This window comes from Superficieibacter sp. HKU1, from assembly GCF_029319185.1.
Lineage (GTDB): Bacteria > Pseudomonadota > Gammaproteobacteria > Enterobacterales > Enterobacteriaceae > Superficieibacter.
On sequence record NZ_CP119754.1, the window covers coordinates 2,969,484 to 2,988,450 of the forward strand.

The following is an 18,967-nucleotide window of genomic DNA, read 5'->3' on the forward strand; positions in this document are numbered from 1 at the left end:
AGTGCCTTCGGTGATGAAAAAATGCGGGAGCTCATTCTACACCAATTACAGCCCCAGCGCCTCTTTCAGGTTTTTCAGGTAGCGGCGACTCACCGGCACCGTCTGCCCGGCGCGTAACAGCAGTTCGGCCTGACCGTTCTCTTCCAGGCGAATTTCTTTCAGGTGCGCCATATTTACCAGATACTGACGATGGCAGCGCAGCAGCGGCGTCCGGCTTTCCAGCGTGCGCAGCGTGAGTTCAGTGAATCCCTCTTTCCCTTCATGGCTGGTGACATACACGCCGCTCATCCGGCTGCTGACAAACGCCACGTCTTCCATCTGCAAAAGCCAGATCCGGCTGTGCCCGGTGCAGGGAATAAACTTCAGCGCCTGCTGATTCTCCGGCAGGACCGAAATGTCCTGCTCGCCGCGCTCCTGGCGCAGGCGGGTCAGGGTTTTATTCAGTCGCCCGGCTTCAATCGGTTTGAGCAGATAATCGAAGGCGTGTTCCTCAAACGCTTTTACGGCGTATTCATCAAAAGCCGTCAAAAAGACCACCCACGGCCGATGTTCCGGGTCGAGCATGCCGACCATCTCCAGCCCGCTGATACGCGGCATCTGAATATCAAGAAACAGCACGTCCGGGCGCAACGTATGCACCGCGCCAATAGCCTCAACGGCATTCGCACACTCGCCTACAATCTCGATGTCATTTTCGTCCTGTAGCAGAATGCGCAGATTCTCGCGTGCTAACGGTTCGTCATCCACAATCAGCACTTTTAACATGCGTTTTCCTCCAGAGGCAGTCGCAGGGTAATTCGGGTAAAACATTCTGGCTCACAGTTGACGGTAATCCCGCAGTCGTCACCAAAACGGGCGCGCAGGCGTTTGTCGACCAGACTCATCCCCAGCCCGCTGGCGCTGGCATTCGGATGATAAAGCCCGGCATTATCTTCAATATCGAGCTGTAAATAACGTTGATACTGGCTGGCATGGATCCTGATTTCCCCGACGCCAAGATGCTGCGACGTGCCGTGCTTAATGGCATTTTCTACAATCGGTTGCAACGTAAAGGCAGGAAGCTGGAGATGCGCCAGCGATTCCGGTACAAAAAGCTGCACCTGAAGGCGCGACTGGAAGCGCGCTTTTTCGATTTGCAGGTAGGCATTCACATGTTCAATTTCATCCGCCAGGGTCACTATCTCGGATGGCCGCTTGAGATTTTTACGGAAAAAAGTCGACAGATACTGGACCAGCTGGCTGGCCTGATCGCTGTCGCGGCGGATCACCGCCTTTAGCGTATTCAGGGCATTAAACAGAAAATGCGGATTGACCTGCGCGTGAAGCAGCTTGATTTCCGACTGGGTCAGCAACGCTTTTTGCCGTTCGTACTGGCCCGCCAGTATTTGCGCCGACAGCAACTGGGCAATCCCCTCCCCCAGCGTGCGGTTGATGGAGCTGAACAGACGGTTTTTCGCTTCATAGAGTTTAATGGTGCCGATCACCCGCTGGTTCTCGCCGCGTAGCGGGATCACCAGCGTCGAGCCCAGTTTGCACTGCGGATGCAGAGAACAGCGATACGGCACTTCGTTACCGTCGGCATACACTACTTCGCCAGTATTGATCGCCTTCAGTGTCCATTCGGATGAAATCGGCCGACCGGGCAGATGATGGTCGTCGCCGGTGCCGGTAAACGCCAGCAGCTTGTCACGATCGGTGATGGCGACCGCGCCGATATCCAGCTCCTGATAGAGTACCTGCGCCACCTTCATGCTGTTCTCTTCGTTAAATCCCTGACGCAGGATCCCCTCCGTCGAGGCGGCAACCTTGAGCGCCGTGGCCGAAAACGCGGAGGTATATTTTTCAAACATGGCGCGCTTGTCGAGCAGGATACGCATAAACAGCGCGGCCCCCACGGTGTTAGTGACCATCATCGGCGCGGCAATGCTATTAACCAGGTGCAGCGCATCCTGAAACGGACGGGCAATCAGCAGAATAATCATCATCTGTACCAGCTCCGCGACAAAGGTTACTGCCCCGGCCGTCAGCGGACTGAAGACGCGATCTGTCCTTCCCCGTTTGATCAACATGCTGTGGACCAGCCCGCCCAGCAAGCCCTCGACCATGGTGGAGATCATGCAGCTTAGCGCGGTCATCCCGCCCAGCGAATAACGATGTAGCCCCCCGGTCAGCCCTACCAGACCGCCCACGACCGGACCACCCAGCAGCCCGCCCATTACCGCGCCAATCGCGCGCGTGTTGGCAATGGAGTCTTCAATGTGCAAGCCAAAATAAGTACCGAGAATACAAAAAATAGAGAACGTCACGTAGCAAAGCAGCTTGTGCGGCAGGCGTACCGTAACCTGGATCAGCGGTATAAACAGGCGCGTCTTACTCATCAGCCAGGCGATGACCAGAAAAACACACATTTGCTGCAACAGCAGCAACACAAGATTAAATTCGTACATACCTGCCAACCACACTTTCTGAAAGCGCGTAACATACAGGTTGAAGGTTTAACTTTCTTTGAAGCGCGGCATAAAATCGAAAATTCGTGCGCCGGATCACTGAACGGGCGCACAAATGTACAAAAAACGCACTATCTAAAACCTGCTCGCTCACCATGACCAAAATTAATGGTTCATTAACACATCAGCTTCGCCGTATAATCTTTTGGTTAACATAAGGAGCAAAGTATGAGCATAGCCAAACTGGGTATCATCACCCTTTTTGTGGTCATGGCCGTAAGCGGCATCGGCGGCGTCATGCTGGCCGGATATACCTTTATTGTGCATGGCGGTTAAGATAACGTCTTCAACGCCCGGCCCCTATCGCGTCAGGCGGCGAACGTCAGGCTTGCCTACCGCCGTCAGCGGGATGTCGTTTATTACCTGAAGATCGACAGGCATCAGGTAGCGTGCGACCCGCGGCTTTAACCAGGCAAGCAGTTCCGCGTTATCGGTCTTTCCTTTTAACGTCACCCAGGCTTTTAGCCGCTGGCCAAATTCGGCGTCTTCAACGCCCGCGACCAGGCACTCCCTGACGGCAGGATGCGTCATTAACACCTTCTCCAGCTCCAGGGGATAAACATTTTCGCCAGCTGAAACAATCATGTCGTCTATGCGTCCACAGAGGAAATAATCGCCGCTGGCATTGCGCCAGGCCAGATCGCTCGTGGAAATGGGAATATTATCGCCCTGTGTGGACCAGGCACACTGAATAACAATTTCACCACGCTCGCCAACACCGGTGAGCATCTTTCCACTCTGCCGATCGCGCAGCGCCAGCGTTAGCCCGTGGACAGGACGCCCTACCATATCCGGGGCGCGCTTAAGATCCTCAGGCGTGGCAATCAGACAGATGCCCGCTTCCGACGTCCCGTACAAGTTGAATAGCGTATCCGGCAATCGCGCCTGTGTTTCCTGTACCAGCATCGGCGAGAGATGCGCACCACCGGAAATAATACAGCGTAACGATGACAGGCTGCCTGCATCATTATGGATCATTCGACTGAGCATTAAAGGAACTAAGGTGACCACCTCAATGTGGTGCCGGGCGATAAGCGCTGCGGAAGATCGGGCATCAAAGCGACGACGCAAATAGATCGTTGCCCCTAATAATACGGCCAGGCAAACCGTTGCCAGACCAAAGCCATGATAGACAGGCGTGGCAATATACAGGCTGCGATAGCGGCTCAGTTGTAACTTTTCCAACAGCGAAAAGAGTGGATTAAAGAAAGCGAATAATGAAGGTTTACGCGCCGCAGGTTTAAAATCACCGGTGTTGCCGCTGGTTAACACGGTGATACTACCAGCCCGCCAGGCGACTCGTTTGCGGGGTGATGGCGGCTGATGCGATCCAGTGCCGGGGTCATCATGGAGGGGCAGGCGCGTGCCGCGATAGCCGCTGTCATCAATACGGGAAGCCAACTCCGGGTCGTGAATAATGAGATCAAAGCGCTGCTTTTCCACTTGTGCTACCCACTGGGCTGGCGACATCTCGACATTAAGCAGACAGAGATCGGCTCCGGTGCTGGCACAGGCAAACAGCGCCGTCAGCAGTTCAGCGTGGTTGCAACAACAGAGCGCCACTTTTTTGCCCCGGGCAAGTTGATAATGGTTGCTGAGTTCTCCGGCCAGGCGGCGCGTGCGGGAATAGAGTTCAGCCCAGGTCATCCGTTGACGATCATCCTGCACGGCGATACGTTCAGGGAAGCGTCGTGCGCTGTAACCCAGCAATGCCGTCAGGCTGATCCCCTCAGCGCCGAGGGAGGTTATCAGCGTGATGATGCCCTTTGTTGTCAGCAGGCCCGTCTGATGCAGAAGTTTGAGTCTATGCATTACGTTTATGCCTCAGCCAGGCGATGCACAGCCGCCGCCATAATCCGTTAAACAACACGGAGCACAGTTGTCCCGCACCAAGCCACCAGGGTTTTAGGCTGCTTTTTTGCGTTAGTAGCACCCAGCACAGCACGTTAGCCGCCTTGCCGACCGCCAGAACCGGCACGTGATTCTTATCATACGTGGGGGTAATCATACGGGTATCGACCAGCGGAAAATAAACGGTGGTAACGCGCACGCCGTTAACACGCAGCTCGGGTTCAGCGCAGCGGAGCCACTGGTCAAATGCGGTTTTTGATGCCTGATATGCCGCCCAATAAGGCGCTGGTGCCAGAAGCACGTTGGCAGCGCTGACGTTGATAATGTGCCTGAGCGTTGGCGCGGAACAACGCAGCAGGCTGAGGCAGAGATGTACCGGGGCGAAGTAATTCAGGCGCATCGTGCGTTCCGCGTCATGCAGGCGGTCAAGAGAGTGCATCAGCGGGCGACAAATGGATTTCCCGGCGTTATTGACCACAATATCAACCGGATGAGCCTGCGTCCTGAGCGTGTCGATAAATGTCTGACGCGACGGTGCGTCAGACAAATCGGCGACAAAGATCTGACAGGTCGCGCGGCGAGAGGAAAGGCTTTCCTGAATCTGCACCAGCTTCTCCCGCGTGCGGGCGACCAGCAGCAAGTGCACCGGCATGTCGGCAAGCGCATAGGTTAATGCTTCGCCAATACCATAGCTGGCACCGGTAATTAAAATGGTTTGTTGATGAAGTGCCTGCCGTAGTGCCTGCGGGTTGACCTTCCGGCAAGGGAAAAGCAAGCCGGAGATCAGTCGGTTAAGTATCATAACGGTATTCTGAAAATCCTTTTCCAACCATGCCGCTGGTAATAGCATGGCACCGTCTTTTTCTCAATATGAAAAGCGGGACCGGATGCCTTTATTGTGCATGGCGGTTAAGATAACGTCCCAGCCGCTCGAACCCGCGGTCGACAATTACCGCCGCCAGTGCGACCAGGATGGCCCCCTGGATAATATACGCTGTATTAAATCCGCTCAGGCCGATAATAATCGGTGTGCCTAGCGTACTGGCCCCGACCGTCGAGGCGATGGCCGCCGTACCGATATTAATAATGATAGAAGTGCGGACCCCGGCGAGGATCACCGGCGCGGCCAGCGGCAACTCAACCTTGATCAACCGCTGCCAGCGATTCATCCCCATGCCTTCCGCCACGCTGGTAACGCCCGCGGGCACCGCGGCCAGCCCGGCTAAGGTTCCCTGTAAGATCGGTAAAACACCGTAGAGGATCAGCGCAATAATGGCGGGCTGCTGACCAAACCCCATCACCGGGACAGCAATGGCCAGCACCGCAACCGGCGGAAAGGTTTGCCCGATAGCGGCGATCGTCTCGACCAGCGAGCGGAATTCCCGCCCTGCCGGGCGCGTGACCAGGATACCGGCCCCCACACCAAGCACGATTGCCACCAGGCTTGACACGCCCACCAGCCAGAGATGAGCCAGCGTCAGCGCCAGAAAGCTCTCCTGCTGATAGACCGGTCGCGGCAGTTGCGGGAATAAGGCGCTGAACAGCCTCTCACTGTGCGGTAGCCCGACCAGTAGCGCGATAAAAAGCACCATCAGCCACAGCAACGGATCACGGATGCGTTTCACCGGCCCCCTCCTCACGCAACAGATCTTCGAAATGGAGGTTGCCGCAGAATCGGCCCTCTCCGTCGACGACCGGTAATACCAGACGCTGACGGGCGACGAAAGCGGAGAGCGCCTCGCGCAATGTCATGGCATCCACAACAGGCTCGCCCTCCACCGGCTCACCGTGGCGCAGATAATCCCGCACCGCACGCAGCGACAGCAGGCGCACGCCGAGCTCGCTGCGGCCAAAAAACTCGCGCACGAAGTCATTTGCCGGATGAGTCAGCATCTGCAGCGGCGTCCCCTGCTGCACTACCTCGCCTTTATCCATCAGGATCAGATGATCTGCCAGGCGCAGCGCTTCGTCGATATCATGGGTAACCAACACAATGGTGCGTCCCAGCAGGCGATGGATGCGGCTCATTTCTTGCTGTAGCGCACTGCGCGTCACCGGATCGAGCGCGCCAAACGGTTCGTCCATCAGCAAAACATCAGGATCGGCCGCCAGCGCACGCGCCACGCCAACGCGCTGCTGCTGTCCGCCAGAAAGCTGGTGTGGAAAACGTTCGCGCAGCGACGCATCCAGCCCCAGCAGGGCCATTAATTCATCAATACGCGCGTTAATGCGCTTGCGATCCCATTTTATCAGTTGCGGCACGGTGGCAATATTTTGCGCCACCGTCCAGTGGGGAAAGAGGCCGATAGACTGGATGGCGTACCCCATCCGCCGACGCAGCGCCAGCAGCGGCAGCTGGCCAATATCCTCCCCGGCAAAGCGAATGGTACCGCTGTCATGTTCGACCAGACGATTGATCATCTTCAGGGTGGTGGATTTCCCCGAGCCTGATGTGCCGATAAGGACCGAGAAAGCGCCCTCTTTCAGGTGCAGGTTGAGATTTTTTACCGCGTCCTGCCCGGCAAACGTTTTGCTTACCTGGTTAAATTCAATCATGCGCACGTTCCTTAAGCAGTGCACTCCACAGGCCGAATAGCGCGTCTACGACGACGGCCAGCGCAATCACCGGGATCACCCCCAGCAACACCAAATCAAGCGCGCTACTGAGTAGCCCCTGGAATACCAGCGCGCCAAATCCTCCCGCCCCGATCAGCGCCGCAATCACCGCCATTCCGATGGTCTGTACGGTGACCACGCGTAATCCGCGGATCAATACCGGCAGCGCCAGCGGCAGCTGGACGCGGAAAAAACGCTCGCGTGGGCTCATGCCCATCGCGGCGGCGCTTTCCAGTACGTCGCGCGGTACCTGTCCCATCCCGGCCACTACGCCGCGGACCAGCGGCAATAATGCATAGAGCACCAGCGCAATAAGCGCGGGCGTTCTTCCGGTTCCGGCCACGCCGATTTTTGCCAGCAGCGGAAAATGCTGCACCAGCCCGGCAAGCGGCGCAATCAGCAGGCCGAACAGCGCAATAGAAGGGATAGTCTGGATGATATTTAATACTGTAAACACCGGAGCCTGCCGCGCAGGATGGCGATAGCACCACAGCCCCAGCGGTACCCCAATCAGCAGGCCGGGCAACAGCGTACCGAACAATAGCGTCAGGTGCTGTAATAACGCGTCGTTAAAGACGTCCTGACGATTGGCGTACTCTTTCATCAGTGACAGCTCATTAAGCGCGCCGGATCCCAGCAGCACCAGCGGTAGCAGCCAGACCTGCGCATTTAACAGCCAGCGCCATGTCGCTTTATCTGTCAGCCGCCGAATGGTATCACTCAGAATGAGTAGCGAAAGCGCCAGCCATAGCCACAGGCCGCTTCCCGGTGAGGTACGCGCCAGCGGACTGCCGGTCTGCGCCAGCCAGCTGGCAGATTTTCCCGCCCCCCAGATCAGGGCGATAAAAATCAGCTCAACCGCCAGCAATGTTACTACCAGCGACAGGCGTCCGCGCAGGAAACTCAGCAGGATCAACCCCAGCGGCACGACCAGCAGCCAGAGCGGCGGAAATACCCAGACCTGCCAGAGTGCGCGACCTTCCCCGGAAACCAGTCGGTTAGGCGCATAATTCACAAATGGCAGCGCTGCCGCCGCCAGCGAAATCATCGCCAGCAGCAGCAGCACGCGGTTTTGACATTTTATATGCACAACGCCGTCCGTGTTATTTCACCAGCCCTTTTTCCTTCAGATAGTCGGCGGCGACTTTCTTCGCATCCAGACCTTCTACGGCAATTTTGGCATTCAACGTTTGCAGGGTTTTCTCATCCAGGCTGGCGAAAACCGGCTTCAGCCATGCGTCCATCTCCGGATACGCCTTCAGCACCGCCTCACGTACCACCGGCGTCGGGGCATAAATTGGCTGCACGCCTTTCGGGTCGCTCAGCGTTTGCAGGCCCAGAGCCGCCACCGGACCGTCGGTGCCGTAGGCCATTGCCGCATTCACGCCGGAGGTTTGCTGCGCGGCAGCCTTGATAGTCACCGCGGTGTCACCGCCCGCCAGCGACAGTAACTGGCTCTGGTTGAGCTTGAAATCGTAGGCTTTTTCAAAAGCAGGCAGCGCGTCCGTACGTTCGATAAATTCCGCGGAGGCCGCCAGTTTAAAAGTGCCGCCCTCTTTCAAATAGCGGCTGAGATCGCTTAATGAAGTGAGTTTATTTTTTGAGGCGAGATCCTGACGCACCGCAATGGTCCAGGTATTGTTGGCTGGTGCAGGGGTCAGCCAGACCAGCTTGTTCTTCTCCGCATCCAGCTGCTTCACTTTCTCATAGCCCTGCTGCGCGTTTTTCCACGCCGCATCGTTTTCCAGCTTGAAGAAAAACGCGCCGTTACCGGTATATTCCGGGTAAATATCCAGCTCGCCGGAGGTGATTGCGCCGCGCACGACTGGCGTGGTGCCCAGCTGAACTTTATTAACGGTTTTAACGCCGTGGCTTTCCAGAACCTGCAAAATAATATTGCCCAGCAGCGCCCCTTCGGTATCAATTTTGGAGCCTACTTTTACCGGTTCTGCTGCGTGTAGCGGCAGGCTTATTGCGGAGAATAATGCGATAGCGCTAAGCGTTCCCTTGAATGTCATCATCTGCTTTTCCTCGTTCTTTTACGACCCACTTACAGGGGCTTAAGAGAAAAGCGTAGACGAAAAAAGGGCATTTAACCTTTAAATGATGTGCGGCCCTCCCGCATTAACAACAAACGGGAGGGCCGACGAAAGAAATGCGATGTTACTGGATTACTGCAACTCAAATTCTCCCTGCTTCACACGCGCGGAATCTACGCCAATAAAGACGTTGAATTTGCCCGGTTCAGCATCGTATTTCATTTTCTGATTCCAGAACTTCAGCGCCTCAACGTCAATCGGGAAACTGACGGTCTGCGTTTCACCTGGCTTCAGCGTGACTTTCTCAAACCCTTTCAGCTGTTTTACCGGACGGCTCATCGAGGCGGTGACGTCCTGCAAATACATCTGAATAACCGTCGCCCCTTCGCGTTTACCGGTATTGGTGACCTCTACGCTCGCGGTAACGCTGCCGTCGCGCTTCATGGTCGGCGCGGAGAGTTTCACGTCAGAAACGGTAAACGTGGTGTAGCTCAGACCGTAGCCAAACGGATACAGCGGGCCGTTTGCCTCGTCGAAATAGCGCGAGGTGTACTTGTTGGGTTTGTCGGCGTTATACGGACGCCCGGTGTTCAGATGGCTGTAATACACCGGGATTTGCCCTACCGAACGCGGGAAGGACATCGGCAGCTTGCCGGACGGGTTGTAATCGCCAAACAGCACATCGGCAATCGCATTTCCGCCTTCGGTGCCCGCGAACCAGGTTTCGAGGATCGCATCAGCCTGCTGATCTTCTTTCACCAGCGCCAGCGGACGACCGTTCATCAACACCAGCACCAGCGGCTTACCGGTGGCTTTCAGCGCACTAATCAGATCGCGCTGGCTCTGCGGAATAGTGATATCCGTTCGGCTGGAGGCTTCGTGCGCCATGCCCTGCGCCTCGCCCACGACGGCCACGACGACATCAGACTGATTCGCTGCCGCCACGGCTTCGTCAATCATCGCTTTCGGCGTGCGCTCATCGACCTGCACCGCAGGCTCGTACTGGTTAAGGAAGGTCACGATGTCTTTATCGTTCGTGACGTTCGCGCCTTTGGCAAAGATCACTTTGCCCTGGTCGCCCATCACGTTTTTAATGCCGGTCAGCACGGTCACCGACTGGTCAACGACGCCCGCAGCAGACCAGCTGCCCATGACATCACGCTTGCTGTCGGCCAGCGGCCCCACGACGGCCACGGTCGCCGTTTTTTTCAGTGGCAGCGTGTCCAGGCGGTTTTTCAGCAGTACCAGGCTTTCGCGCGCCACGTTGCGCGCGTCCTGGCGGTGCAGGCGGCTTTCAGCATTGGTGTCTTTTGGATCGGAATCTTTCGGCCCCAGGTGGCTATACGGATCGTTGAATAGCCCCATATCGTATTTGACGTTCAGCACGTGACGCGCCGCATCGTCCAGTTCGGCCATCGGGACTTTGCCGGACTTCACCAGCCCCGGCAGGTACTTACTGTAGTATTCGTCGCTCATGCTCATGTTAATGCCCGAGTTGAGCGCCACGCGTACCGCGTCTTCCGGATCGGCAGCGGTGCCGTGTTTAATCAGTTCTTTGATGGCCCCGTGATCGGAAATGGTGATGCCCTTAAAGCCCCATTCATCGCGCAGCAGGTCTTTTAGCAGCCAGGAATCAGAGGATGCCGGCGTGCCGTTCAGCGAGTTCAGCGCCACCATCACGCCGCCGCTGCCCGCGTCCAGTGCGGCTTTGTACGGCGGCATATAGTCGTTGAACAGCCGCTGCGGGCTCATATCGACAGTGTTGTACTCTTTCCCGCCCTCGACCGCGCCATAGGCGGCGAAGTGTTTCACGCTGGTCATGACGGAATAGCGATCCGCCGGGCTTTTCCCCTGCATCGCGTCGACCATGGTTTTACCCATGATGGAGGTCAGGTACGTATCTTCACCAAAGCCTTCCGAGGCGCGGCCCCAGCGCGGATCGCGCGAGACGTCGACCATCGGTGCCCAGGTCATATTCAGGCCGTCGTCCGCCGCTTCATACGCCGAAATCCGTCCCACGGTTTTCACCGCGTCGAGATCAAAGGTCGAGGCCAGCCCGAGGCTTATCGGAAAAACGGTGCGCTGGCCATGGACCACGTCATAGGCAAAAAACAGCGGAATTTTCAGGCGGCTGAGTTCCATCACCTGATCCTGCATTTTGCGAATATCTTCACGGGTCACGGTATTAAAGATGGCCCCAACCTGCCCCTCTTTAATCATCTCGCGAATGGCTTCTTTCGGGTTATCCGGACCGACGCTGATAAGCCGCAGCTGACCAATTTTTTCATCCACCGTCATTTTTTTCAGCAGCCCGGTGACGTAAGCGTCACGGGCTTCCGGGGTCAATGGATGTTGGTTTTTGACTTCCTCTGCCAGCGCGGGATGACACGCCAGACTCACAGCGACACCTACAGAACACAGCCATTTCATATGGTTTACTCTCTTATGCTAAAGCCGGGGGGGGACGGCCTGATCCGTGCGAAGATCGCAGTTTGCCATAATCGTAACCGCGGTTGCAGTATCTTGCCTCGCTTATTCTCTTATTTTTCTGGCGTTTTTACCCTCCGCCTCGTTTTTCTCGGGCTATTCTTAAAGACGTTTATTTGTCCCACCACAAGGAGTGGAAGATGCCGTCTACAACTCATTATGATAATCACGCGCTACTCAACGAACTGACCCGCCTGGTGGGCCACTCTCATCTGTTAACCGACCCGGCGAAAACCGCCCGCTACCGCAAGGGTTTTCGTTCCGGGCAGGGCGAGGCGCTGGCCGTCGTCTTCCCCGGCAGCCTGCTCGAACTATGGCGGGTTTTAAGCGTCTGCGTGCAGGCCGATAAAATAATTCTGATGCAGGCGGCAAATACCGGCCTGACGGAAGGGTCGACGCCAAACGGCAACGATTACGATCGCGACATCGTTATTATCAGTACCCTGCGCCTGGATAAACTTCAGTTACTGGATAAGGGCGAGCAGGTGCTGGCATTTCCTGGCACCACGCTGTATTCGCTGGAAAAAGCGCTCAAGCCGCTGGGACGCGAGCCGCATTCGGTGATCGGCTCCTCCTGCATTGGTGCCTCGGTAATTGGCGGCATTTGCAATAACTCCGGCGGCGCGCTGGTCCAGCGTGGACCGGCCTATACCGAGATGTCGCTGTTTGCCCGGATTGATGAAAACGGACGCTTACAGCTGGTCAACCATCTGGGGATTGAGCTCGGGCAAACGCCGGAGCAGATCCTCAGTAAGCTGGACGATGAACGCATCACGACTGGCGATGTGCGCCACGATGGCCGTCATGGACATGACAATGATTACGTGACCCGCGTGCGTGATGTCGAGGCTGACACGCCTGCCCGTTATAATGCCGACCCGGATCGCCTGTTTGAATCTTCCGGCTGTGCGGGCAAGCTGGCGGTTTTTGCCGTGCGTCTCGATACGTTTGTGGCGGAAAAAAATCAGCAGGTGTTTTATATCGGCACCAATCAGCCGGAGGTACTGACGGAAATTCGTCGTCATATTCTGGCGAATTTTACTCATCTGCCGGTAGCTGGTGAATATATGCACCGCGATATTTACGATATTGCCGAGCGGTATGGCAAAGATACCTTCCTGATGATCGACAAACTCGGCACCGATAAAATGCCGCTGTTCTTTACCCTAAAAGGCCGCACCGATGCGCTGCTGGAAAAAGTCTCGCTGTTTAAGCCGCATTTTACCGATCGCACAATGCAGAAGCTGACCCGCGCCTTCCCTGCGCATTTGCCGCCGCGGATGAAAAGCTGGCGCGATAAGTATGAACATCATCTGCTGCTGAAGATGGCCGGAGACGGTGTTAGCGAAGCACAACGCTGGCTGAGTGACTATTTTAAAACCGCCGAGGGTGATTTTTTTGCCTGTACACCTGAAGAGGGCAGTAAAGCGTTCCTGCATCGTTTCGCCGCAGCGGGCGCGGCAATCCGCTACCAGGCGGTGCATGCCGATGAAGTAGAAGATATTCTGGCGCTGGATATCGCCCTGCGGCGCAACGATACCGAGTGGTTCGAGCATCTGCCGCCGGAGATCGACAGCCAGCTGGTGCATAAGCTCTATTACGGTCACTTTATGTGTCACGTTTTCCATCAGGATTACATCGTCAAAAAAGGCGTCGATGCGCATCATCTGAAAGAGCAGATGCTTGAGCTGCTGCGGGCGCGAGGGGCGCAATATCCTGCTGAGCATAACGTTGGCCACCTTTACGAGGCGGCAGAGAGTTTAAAAACGTTTTATCGCAAGAACGATCCGACTAACAGTATGAATCCGGGGATTGGTAAAACCAGTAAACAGAAGTACTGGGGCGAAGGCGCTTCTGCCGCACAACAGCCTGCCGAAACCGCAGAGAGTGTGCCGACGCCACCTCCTGCCGTTTGAGTTTTTGACCTTAGTCGTAATAAAGTGGTTCAACGTGCCAGAGACGGTGTTCTCTGGCTTTTTGTTGTGAGGAGCTTGCGTTATGTCTGCGGTTGACGTTTTAAACGGCGTGGATATTGAAGTCCGTGATGCCCTGCCCGACGATGTTCATGCCATTGCCGCGCTGTATGCCTGGCACGTACTGAACGGTCGGGCCTCTTTTGAAGAAGTACCGCCCCCGGTGGAAGAAATGCGCGAGCGGATGGAGAACGTCGCGGCGCAGGAGCTGCCGTGGCTGGTGGCGCTTTATCGCGGCGTGGTTGTGGGCTATTGCTATGCGACGCACTATCGTCCGCGTCCCGCCTACCGTTTCACCATTGAAGAGTCGATTTATATTGATACGACGATGACCGGGCGCGGTATCGGCACGCGCCTGCTGTCGCAGCTGATCGCCCGTTGTGAACAGGGACCGTGGCGGCAGATGCTGGCAGTGGTGGGTGACGGGCATAATAATTCCGGCTCGCTAAAGTTGCATCAGCAGCAGGGGTTTGACATTGCCGGACGGTTGCGCAGCGTGGGATATAAAAAAGGTGACTGGCGCGATACGTTGATTATGCAGCGCGCGCTTAATGACGGGGACTGGACGCTGCCGGAATAGGCTTCGGGAAGTGGCCCGGTGCGCATGATGCCGGGTGGCGGCTTCGCCTTACCCGGCCTGGGAGAAATAGCATCGCAACACCGTAGCTCTGGTGCCATCGGGCAATACCACCACACCGTAGGCCCGGTAAGCGCAGCGCCACCGGGCAAAGTGGCGCATAGCCCGCGTCATAACCACGCGGGTTAATCGTTTTGCGCGGTGAAATCCGTGCTGGCCATCTGCGCCGCCTTCTGCTTTTTATAGCTCAGCGCCGAGGCAGGAACCGGCATGACTTTCCCGGTCTCAATCCAGGTTTTCAGGCGGCTGGCATCGGCAAAGTGGGTATACTTGCCAAACGCGTCCATCACCACCAGCGCCACCGGGCGTTGATTGATCAACGTGCGCATCACCAGACAATGACCCGCCGCGTTGGTAAACCCGGTTTTGGTCAGCTGGATATTCCAGTTATCGCGATAGACCAGATGGTTGGTGTTACGGAACGGCAGCGTATAGGCCGGATTTGAAAACGTCGCCATATCTTCACGCGTGGTGCTGAGTTGACCAATCAGCGGATACTGCTTGCTGGCAATCAACAGCCGGGTTAAGTCGCGCGCCGTGGAGACGTTTTTAATCGACAGGCCGGTCGGCTCCACATAGCGCGTGTGGGACATCCCCAGCGCCTTCGCTTTTGCGTTCATCGCGCGAATAAACGCATCGTAGCCGCCCGGATAATGGTGGGCAAGGCTCGCCGCCGCACGGTTTTCCGATGACATCAGCGCCAGCAACAGCATATCTTTACGGCTGATTTCGCTATTCAGGCGCACGCGCGAATAAATGCCCTTCATTTCTGGCGTATGGCTAATATCCACCTTCAGTTTTTCATCCAGCGGCAAATGCGCGTCCAGCACCACCATCGCGGTCATTAGCTTGGTGATAGAGGCTATGGGACGCACCAGATCCGGGTGGCTGGCGTAGATCACTTTATTGGTCTGAAGATCGACAATCATCGCACTACCGGAGGCAATTTCCGGTTGTAACGCCGTGGCGGCCGCAGCCGTTTTGGCACTGACCTGTGGTGCGAAAACCACCGGGAGCATAAGCGCAAGGCTCAGCAAAGAAACGCGTAATTTCGGCATGATGAGATTCTGGTAGTTATATGCACAGGTTATGTTTTTGGGGCGTGATTCATTATAGATATCAATACAAAACACGCCTGCGCATCATACCCGCGGGGAAACGGCTCCGCCAGAGAAGAATCATGTCCAAATACTGCATGGCAAGCGCGGCTGGTAGCCGCGCGACATCTGTCAGATTAGATGGTAACCATAGCCCCACAGCAGCACCGTCAATGCCAGCAGAACCTCAAGCACCAGCACGCCGATAGCCAGCGTAGAGCTGGAAAAACTCAGTCCTTCTTCTTTGTTGATGTTGAGGAAGGTCGGGATACCCAGATAGAGTAAATAACCGGTATAAAACAGCGCCACCGTTCCCACCAGCGCGCACAGCCAGACCAGCGGATAGAGCGCCACGATACCACTTAAAAATATTGGCGTGGCGACGTAGCCCGCAAAGACCATGCAGCGTGCCAGCGAAGGGCGATGCGGATAATGACGCGCCATCCACCAGATCACCCGCCCCATCACCGCCACCCCCGCCAGCATCAGCCCGTAGAACAGGATCGCCAGCGCAAAGGCGGTAAACAGCGACAGCCGCACCACGTTATTTTCACCAAAATTCCAGCCAATCTGCGTGGTACCGATAAAGGCGCAGATAACCGGGATGGCCGCCATAACCAGTACGTGATGGGTATAATGATGCGAAACCGTTTCGTTTTCGCGCTTAATAGCCTGCATTTCACGATTAGGATGGGAGAGAAGTCCCCAGACATGGTTCATATAATCCCCTCAGCTCGACGTGTTACGACCGTGGCTAAAGTATAATGCACATCGATAGATTATTTTATGTACAGATTAAAAATACGTATCTTTCCTCGCCTGCAACATTTCGCATAGCGATTATGCTTGATGGGTGCGGTAGAAAGAGGAGAGATGTGTAACGCATGGATATCAATTTATTAATTACGGAGTATGGCTATGCGGCCCTGACGGTTGGCAGTCTGGCAGAGGGTGAAACCATTACGCTGCTGGGTGGCGTGGCGGCCCACCAGGGATTGCTGAAGTTTCCGCTGGTAGTCATTGCGGTCGCTCTGGGTGGGATCATTGGCGATCAGTTGCTCTATTTTTTAGGCCGTCGGTTCGGCAACCGGATTTTGGCCCGTTTCTCCGGGCATCAGGATAAAATCGACCGGGCACAGCGGCTGATCCAGCGTCGGCCGTGGCTGTTTGTGATTGGTAGCCGCTTTATGTACGGTTTCCGTATCATCGGTCCCCTGCTGATCGGAGCCAGTCGGCTGCCGCCGACGCTGTTCCTGCCGCTCAACATTGCTGGCGCAATTGTCTGGGCGCTGATTTTCACCACCCTTGGCTATGTGGGGGGTGAGGTGATTGGGCCGTGGCTGCATCATTTCAATCAGCATTTAAAACATCTGGTCTGGCTGGCTATCGCTGTCGTGCTGGTACTGGGCGTGCGCCTGTGGTTAAAACACCGGCAGAAACGGCAGTAGTCGCTGCCGTTCCCCCTGCAAGATCTATTTCAGCCCGGCAAACTGCGGGTTGACCAGCATAAAACCGCCGTCGACAATAAATGACTGACCGGTTGTATAGGTCGCGTATTCCGAGCACAACCATGCCACCAGGCTGGCAATTTCTTCCGTTTTACCGGGGCGAGTCAACGGGATAGTCGGCATGGAGCCGGGTTTAGCATCGTCATCGCTCATATCGTTCATGGGCGTGGCGATAGCGCCTGGCGCGACAGAGTTGACCAGAATATTATGTTTGACCAGCTCCAGCGCCATCGATTTGGTCAGGCCGCCAAGCGCATGTTTGGCGGACGTGTAGGCACTGGCATCAGGCAGAGGAGAATGCTCATGCACGGAGGTAATGTTAACGATGCGTCCACCCTCCCCCTGCTCTACCATCTTTCTGGCAGCAATTTGTGAACACAGGAATGCGCCTTCAACGTCTACCGTAAAAATCGCCCGCCAGTCTTCCAGCTTGACGTCGAGAAAGGCATCTTTGGTCATCATGCCCGCGTTGTTGACCAGCACGTCAATACGGCCAAACTGTTTAATCAGTTCTTCCAGCGCCTGCGTGCCTTCTGGCAGGTGGCTGAGATCCAGCTGTAGCGCAATTGCTTTGCGTCCCAGCGCCTCAACCTCTTTTACCGTCTCCTGCGCGCCCTTTTCATCCGAGTGCCAGGTCACGCCAATGTCATATCCGCCTTTAGCGAGAAATAACGCGCACATCTTACCGATGCCGGAATCCGACGCGGTGACTACTGCAACTTTGTTTGCCGCCATACTGACCTCCCGTTAAGTTCAGGAGGTAAGTATAGAAAACCCCGGCGCACTCTGGAGGTCAGGACGAGAAATGATAGCCGCCGCCAAGCGCAGAAGTCAGCTGGATAGAAGCATCCAGCCACTGTCCCTGCAATTTCAGGCCGTTAATTTGCTCCTCAAGGGCCGGAATGCGTGCCTGGTTAACGCGAGAGCCTGCAATCAGACCGGCTTTCAGCCGCGCTTCCGCCAGGGCAACAATGCGCGAGGCATCCTGCTGGACCTGTTTCTGACGCGCGTTTTTCTCCATCAGCGTTTCAACCTGGGTGGCGCTGCGGGCAACCTGATTCACCGCGTCAACCACCGCCTTATTGTAATTAGCGATGGAGAGACCGTTTTGGGCGCTGGCGATATCCAGATTCGCATTCAACCGACCGCTGTCAAAAATCGGCAGCGTCAGCCCCGCCGTCACGCCCATTTGCTGCGCGGAGTGACGGAACAGATCGCTGAGATGCAGCGCGTCCTGCTGTAAAAATGCCATCAGGTTGATGTCCGGGTAAAACGCCGCTTTGGCCGCATCCACGTCCTTTAATGAGGCTTCGATGTACCAGTGGGCAGCCTGCAAATCCGGTCGGCGCGCCAGTAATTCATAACCAAGGCTTGAAGGCATTTTCGTTTGTACGTCCGGCAGCGGCACGCTGTGCAGGGCAAGCGTAGACGATTGTCCGTTAGTCAACGCCTGAAGGCGGGCTTCTATAATTTTCATATTACCGGCGACTTCCGCCAGCTTCTGCTGGGTTTTACCCGCATTGATATCGGTTTCTGCCCCTTCAACAGAAGAGGTGATCCCCTGCAGATAGAGCTCGCGATCGACGGCAACAATGGCTTTCTGCTGCTGTTCGATATTGCTGAGTACGGTTTGGATAGCCGCTTCGGTCTGCCATTCCCAGTAGAGACGCGCCACGCTGCTGGCCAGCAGCTGCTGCGCCTGCTCTAATTCAGCATTACGCGCACGTACCAGGCCGATGCGCCCTTCCACTTCAGCACGGTTTTTGCCCCACAGATCTAAATCCCAACCGGCCGTCAGGCCGAAAGTACCGTTAGTATACCAGGGGCCGGTAGTCCCGGCCGCCGGATCGGTAAGCGCAAACGGCCCCATCAACCCCTCCGCCGACATTTTTTGCCGCTCAATGTCGGATGAGAAATTTACCGCCGGGCCATCTGCCGCTTCCGCCATCTTCGCCTGCGCTTCCGCCAGCGCGATACGCTGTTGCGCCACTTTCAAATCCGGCGCGTTGGTCAGGGCATGGGTAATCAGCGCATCAAGCTGCGGGTCCTGATATTGCTTCCACCACTGGCTTTGCGGCCAGCCGTTTTGTAACGCGGCCGGTAACGTACTGCTTACCGACACCGCCGGCGTTTGTGGTGTGATCCCGGCGTTAACATCATGTGAGGGGGCGCAACCCGTCAGGGTAAGGACCAGCGGCAGAACTGACATCGCAGTCAAAATCAGGGGACGATTCATAACGTATTTTTACGAG

General features: G+C 56.1%; 18 protein-coding genes. 5 read left to right on the plus strand and 13 right to left on the minus strand.

The genetic code is table 11. The features are described from left to right. Positions 1 to 45: 45 nt before the first annotated feature. Both btsR and P0H77_RS14260 read right to left on the minus strand, forming a co-directional pair. On the minus strand, positions 46 to 765 hold the full coding sequence (gene btsR / locus P0H77_RS14255) for a two-component system response regulator BtsR (protein WP_194206388.1): 720 nt from the start codon (positions 763 to 765) through the stop codon (positions 46 to 48). Next, positions 759 to 2,447: a sensor histidine kinase gene (locus P0H77_RS14260; protein WP_276157511.1), complete on the minus strand. Its 1,689-nt coding sequence runs from the start codon at positions 2,445 to 2,447 to the stop codon at positions 759 to 761. Before P0H77_RS14260 ends, btsR begins: the two co-directional genes overlap by 7 nt. A gap of 228 nt (positions 2,448 to 2,675) precedes the next feature. Here P0H77_RS14260 and P0H77_RS14265 point away from each other — a divergent pair, with 228 nt between their 5' ends. Beyond that, positions 2,676 to 2,783: a protein YohO gene (locus P0H77_RS14265; RefSeq protein ID WP_276157512.1), complete on the plus strand. Its 108-nt coding sequence runs from the start codon at positions 2,676 to 2,678 to the stop codon at positions 2,781 to 2,783. Between the two features lie 24 nt (positions 2,784 to 2,807). Here P0H77_RS14265 and P0H77_RS14270 read toward each other — a convergent pair whose 3' ends face one another. The 7 genes from P0H77_RS14270 to bglX all read right to left on the minus strand — a co-directional run bounded on the left by P0H77_RS14270 (position 2,808) and on the right by bglX (position 11,443). After that, a complete protein-coding gene (locus P0H77_RS14270; protein ID WP_276157513.1) occupies positions 2,808 to 4,319 on the minus strand; it encodes an AMP-binding protein in 1,512 nt (503 codons plus the stop codon). Then, a complete protein-coding gene (locus P0H77_RS14275; RefSeq protein WP_276157514.1) occupies positions 4,312 to 5,160 on the minus strand; it encodes an SDR family NAD(P)-dependent oxidoreductase in 849 nt (282 codons plus the stop codon). Before P0H77_RS14275 ends, P0H77_RS14270 begins: the two co-directional genes overlap by 8 nt. A 91-nt stretch (positions 5,161 to 5,251) precedes the next feature. After that, positions 5,252 to 5,983 carry an ABC transporter permease gene (locus P0H77_RS14280; RefSeq protein ID WP_276157515.1) on the minus strand — a complete coding sequence of 244 codons (732 nt, stop codon included), beginning with the start codon at positions 5,981 to 5,983 and terminating at the stop codon, positions 5,252 to 5,254. Next, positions 5,967 to 6,914: an ABC transporter ATP-binding protein gene (locus P0H77_RS14285; protein WP_276157516.1), complete on the minus strand. Its 948-nt coding sequence runs from the start codon at positions 6,912 to 6,914 to the stop codon at positions 5,967 to 5,969. Before P0H77_RS14285 ends, P0H77_RS14280 begins: the two co-directional genes overlap by 17 nt. Then, entirely contained in the window at positions 6,907 to 8,064 is a 1,158-nt protein-coding gene (locus P0H77_RS14290; RefSeq protein ID WP_276157517.1) for an ABC transporter permease, read from the minus strand. Before P0H77_RS14290 ends, P0H77_RS14285 begins: the two co-directional genes overlap by 8 nt. 13 nt (positions 8,065 to 8,077) lie before the next feature. Beyond that, positions 8,078 to 8,995, minus strand: coding sequence for an ABC transporter substrate-binding protein (locus tag P0H77_RS14295; protein ID WP_276157518.1), 918 nt, complete (start codon positions 8,993 to 8,995; stop codon positions 8,078 to 8,080). A 150-nt stretch (positions 8,996 to 9,145) separates the two neighbouring features. Beyond that, on the minus strand, positions 9,146 to 11,443 hold the full coding sequence (gene bglX / locus P0H77_RS14300) for a beta-glucosidase BglX (RefSeq protein ID WP_276157519.1): 2,298 nt from the start codon (positions 11,441 to 11,443) through the stop codon (positions 9,146 to 9,148). Positions 11,444 to 11,640: 197 nt separating this feature from the next. On the opposite strand from bglX, the gene dld reads away from it, so the two are divergent. From dld to P0H77_RS14315, 3 genes are all read left to right on the plus strand, one after another. Beyond that, the gene (dld, locus tag P0H77_RS14305) at positions 11,641 to 13,416 is read left to right on the plus strand and encodes a D-lactate dehydrogenase (protein WP_276157520.1); all 1,776 of its coding nucleotides are present in this window, start codon (positions 11,641 to 11,643) and stop codon (positions 13,414 to 13,416) included. An 82-nt stretch (positions 13,417 to 13,498) separates the two neighbouring features. Then, positions 13,499 to 14,053: a GNAT family N-acetyltransferase gene (locus P0H77_RS14310; RefSeq protein WP_276157521.1), complete on the plus strand. Its 555-nt coding sequence runs from the start codon at positions 13,499 to 13,501 to the stop codon at positions 14,051 to 14,053. Between the two features lie 18 nt (positions 14,054 to 14,071). Next, on the plus strand, positions 14,072 to 14,239 hold the full coding sequence (locus P0H77_RS14315; RefSeq protein ID WP_276157522.1) for a hypothetical protein: 168 nt from the start codon (positions 14,072 to 14,074) through the stop codon (positions 14,237 to 14,239). On the opposite strand, the gene pbpG is transcribed toward P0H77_RS14315, so the two are convergent. Both pbpG and P0H77_RS14325 read right to left on the minus strand, forming a co-directional pair. Then, positions 14,236 to 15,168: a D-alanyl-D-alanine endopeptidase gene (pbpG, locus tag P0H77_RS14320; protein WP_276157523.1), complete on the minus strand. Its 933-nt coding sequence runs from the start codon at positions 15,166 to 15,168 to the stop codon at positions 14,236 to 14,238. The genes P0H77_RS14315 and pbpG overlap by 4 nt on opposite strands. A gap of 171 nt (positions 15,169 to 15,339) precedes the next feature. After that, the gene (locus P0H77_RS14325; protein ID WP_276157524.1) at positions 15,340 to 15,927 is read right to left on the minus strand and encodes a Yip1 family protein; all 588 of its coding nucleotides are present in this window, start codon (positions 15,925 to 15,927) and stop codon (positions 15,340 to 15,342) included. Between the two features lie 164 nt (positions 15,928 to 16,091). On the opposite strand from P0H77_RS14325, the gene P0H77_RS14330 reads away from it, so the two are divergent. Beyond that, positions 16,092 to 16,655: a DedA family protein gene (locus P0H77_RS14330; protein WP_276157525.1), complete on the plus strand. Its 564-nt coding sequence runs from the start codon at positions 16,092 to 16,094 to the stop codon at positions 16,653 to 16,655. Between the two features lie 24 nt (positions 16,656 to 16,679). On the opposite strand, the gene P0H77_RS14335 is transcribed toward P0H77_RS14330, so the two are convergent. After that, a complete protein-coding gene (locus tag P0H77_RS14335; RefSeq protein WP_276157526.1) occupies positions 16,680 to 17,450 on the minus strand; it encodes an SDR family oxidoreductase in 771 nt (256 codons plus the stop codon). Between the two features lie 58 nt (positions 17,451 to 17,508). Then, positions 17,509 to 18,951, minus strand: coding sequence for a multidrug resistance outer membrane protein MdtQ (gene mdtQ / locus P0H77_RS14340; protein WP_276157527.1), 1,443 nt, complete (start codon positions 18,949 to 18,951; stop codon positions 17,509 to 17,511). Positions 18,952 to 18,967: the final 16 nt, after the last annotated feature.

Bases quoted from the DNA above. Each gene is read 5' to 3' on its own strand.
- P0H77_RS14265 (WP_276157512.1), top strand. From the start codon at position 2,676: ATGAGCATAGCCAAACTGGGTATCATCACCCTTTTTGTGGTCATGGCC.
- P0H77_RS14335 (WP_276157526.1), bottom strand. From the start codon at position 17,450: ATGGCGGCAAACAAAGTTGCAGTAGTCACCGCGTCGGATTCCGGCATC.
- dld (WP_276157520.1), top strand. From the start codon at position 11,641: ATGCCGTCTACAACTCATTATGATAATCACGCGCTACTCAACGAACTG.
- mdtQ (WP_276157527.1), bottom strand. From the start codon at position 18,951: ATGAATCGTCCCCTGATTTTGACTGCGATGTCAGTTCTGCCGCTGGTC.
- P0H77_RS14285 (WP_276157516.1), bottom strand. From the start codon at position 6,914: ATGATTGAATTTAACCAGGTAAGCAAAACGTTTGCCGGGCAGGACGCG.
- P0H77_RS14270 (WP_276157513.1), bottom strand. From the start codon at position 4,319: ATGCATAGACTCAAACTTCTGCATCAGACGGGCCTGCTGACAACAAAG.
- P0H77_RS14310 (WP_276157521.1), top strand. From the start codon at position 13,499: ATGTCTGCGGTTGACGTTTTAAACGGCGTGGATATTGAAGTCCGTGAT.
- P0H77_RS14325 (WP_276157524.1), bottom strand. From the start codon at position 15,927: ATGAACCATGTCTGGGGACTTCTCTCCCATCCTAATCGTGAAATGCAG.
- P0H77_RS14275 (WP_276157514.1), bottom strand. From the start codon at position 5,160: ATGATACTTAACCGACTGATCTCCGGCTTGCTTTTCCCTTGCCGGAAG.
- P0H77_RS14260 (WP_276157511.1), bottom strand. From the start codon at position 2,447: ATGTACGAATTTAATCTTGTGTTGCTGCTGTTGCAGCAAATGTGTGTT.
- btsR (WP_194206388.1), bottom strand. From the start codon at position 765: ATGTTAAAAGTGCTGATTGTGGATGACGAACCGTTAGCACGCGAGAAT.
- P0H77_RS14330 (WP_276157525.1), top strand. From the start codon at position 16,092: ATGGATATCAATTTATTAATTACGGAGTATGGCTATGCGGCCCTGACG.
- bglX (WP_276157519.1), bottom strand. From the start codon at position 11,443: ATGAAATGGCTGTGTTCTGTAGGTGTCGCTGTGAGTCTGGCGTGTCAT.
- P0H77_RS14295 (WP_276157518.1), bottom strand. From the start codon at position 8,995: ATGATGACATTCAAGGGAACGCTTAGCGCTATCGCATTATTCTCCGCA.
- pbpG (WP_276157523.1), bottom strand. From the start codon at position 15,168: ATGCCGAAATTACGCGTTTCTTTGCTGAGCCTTGCGCTTATGCTCCCG.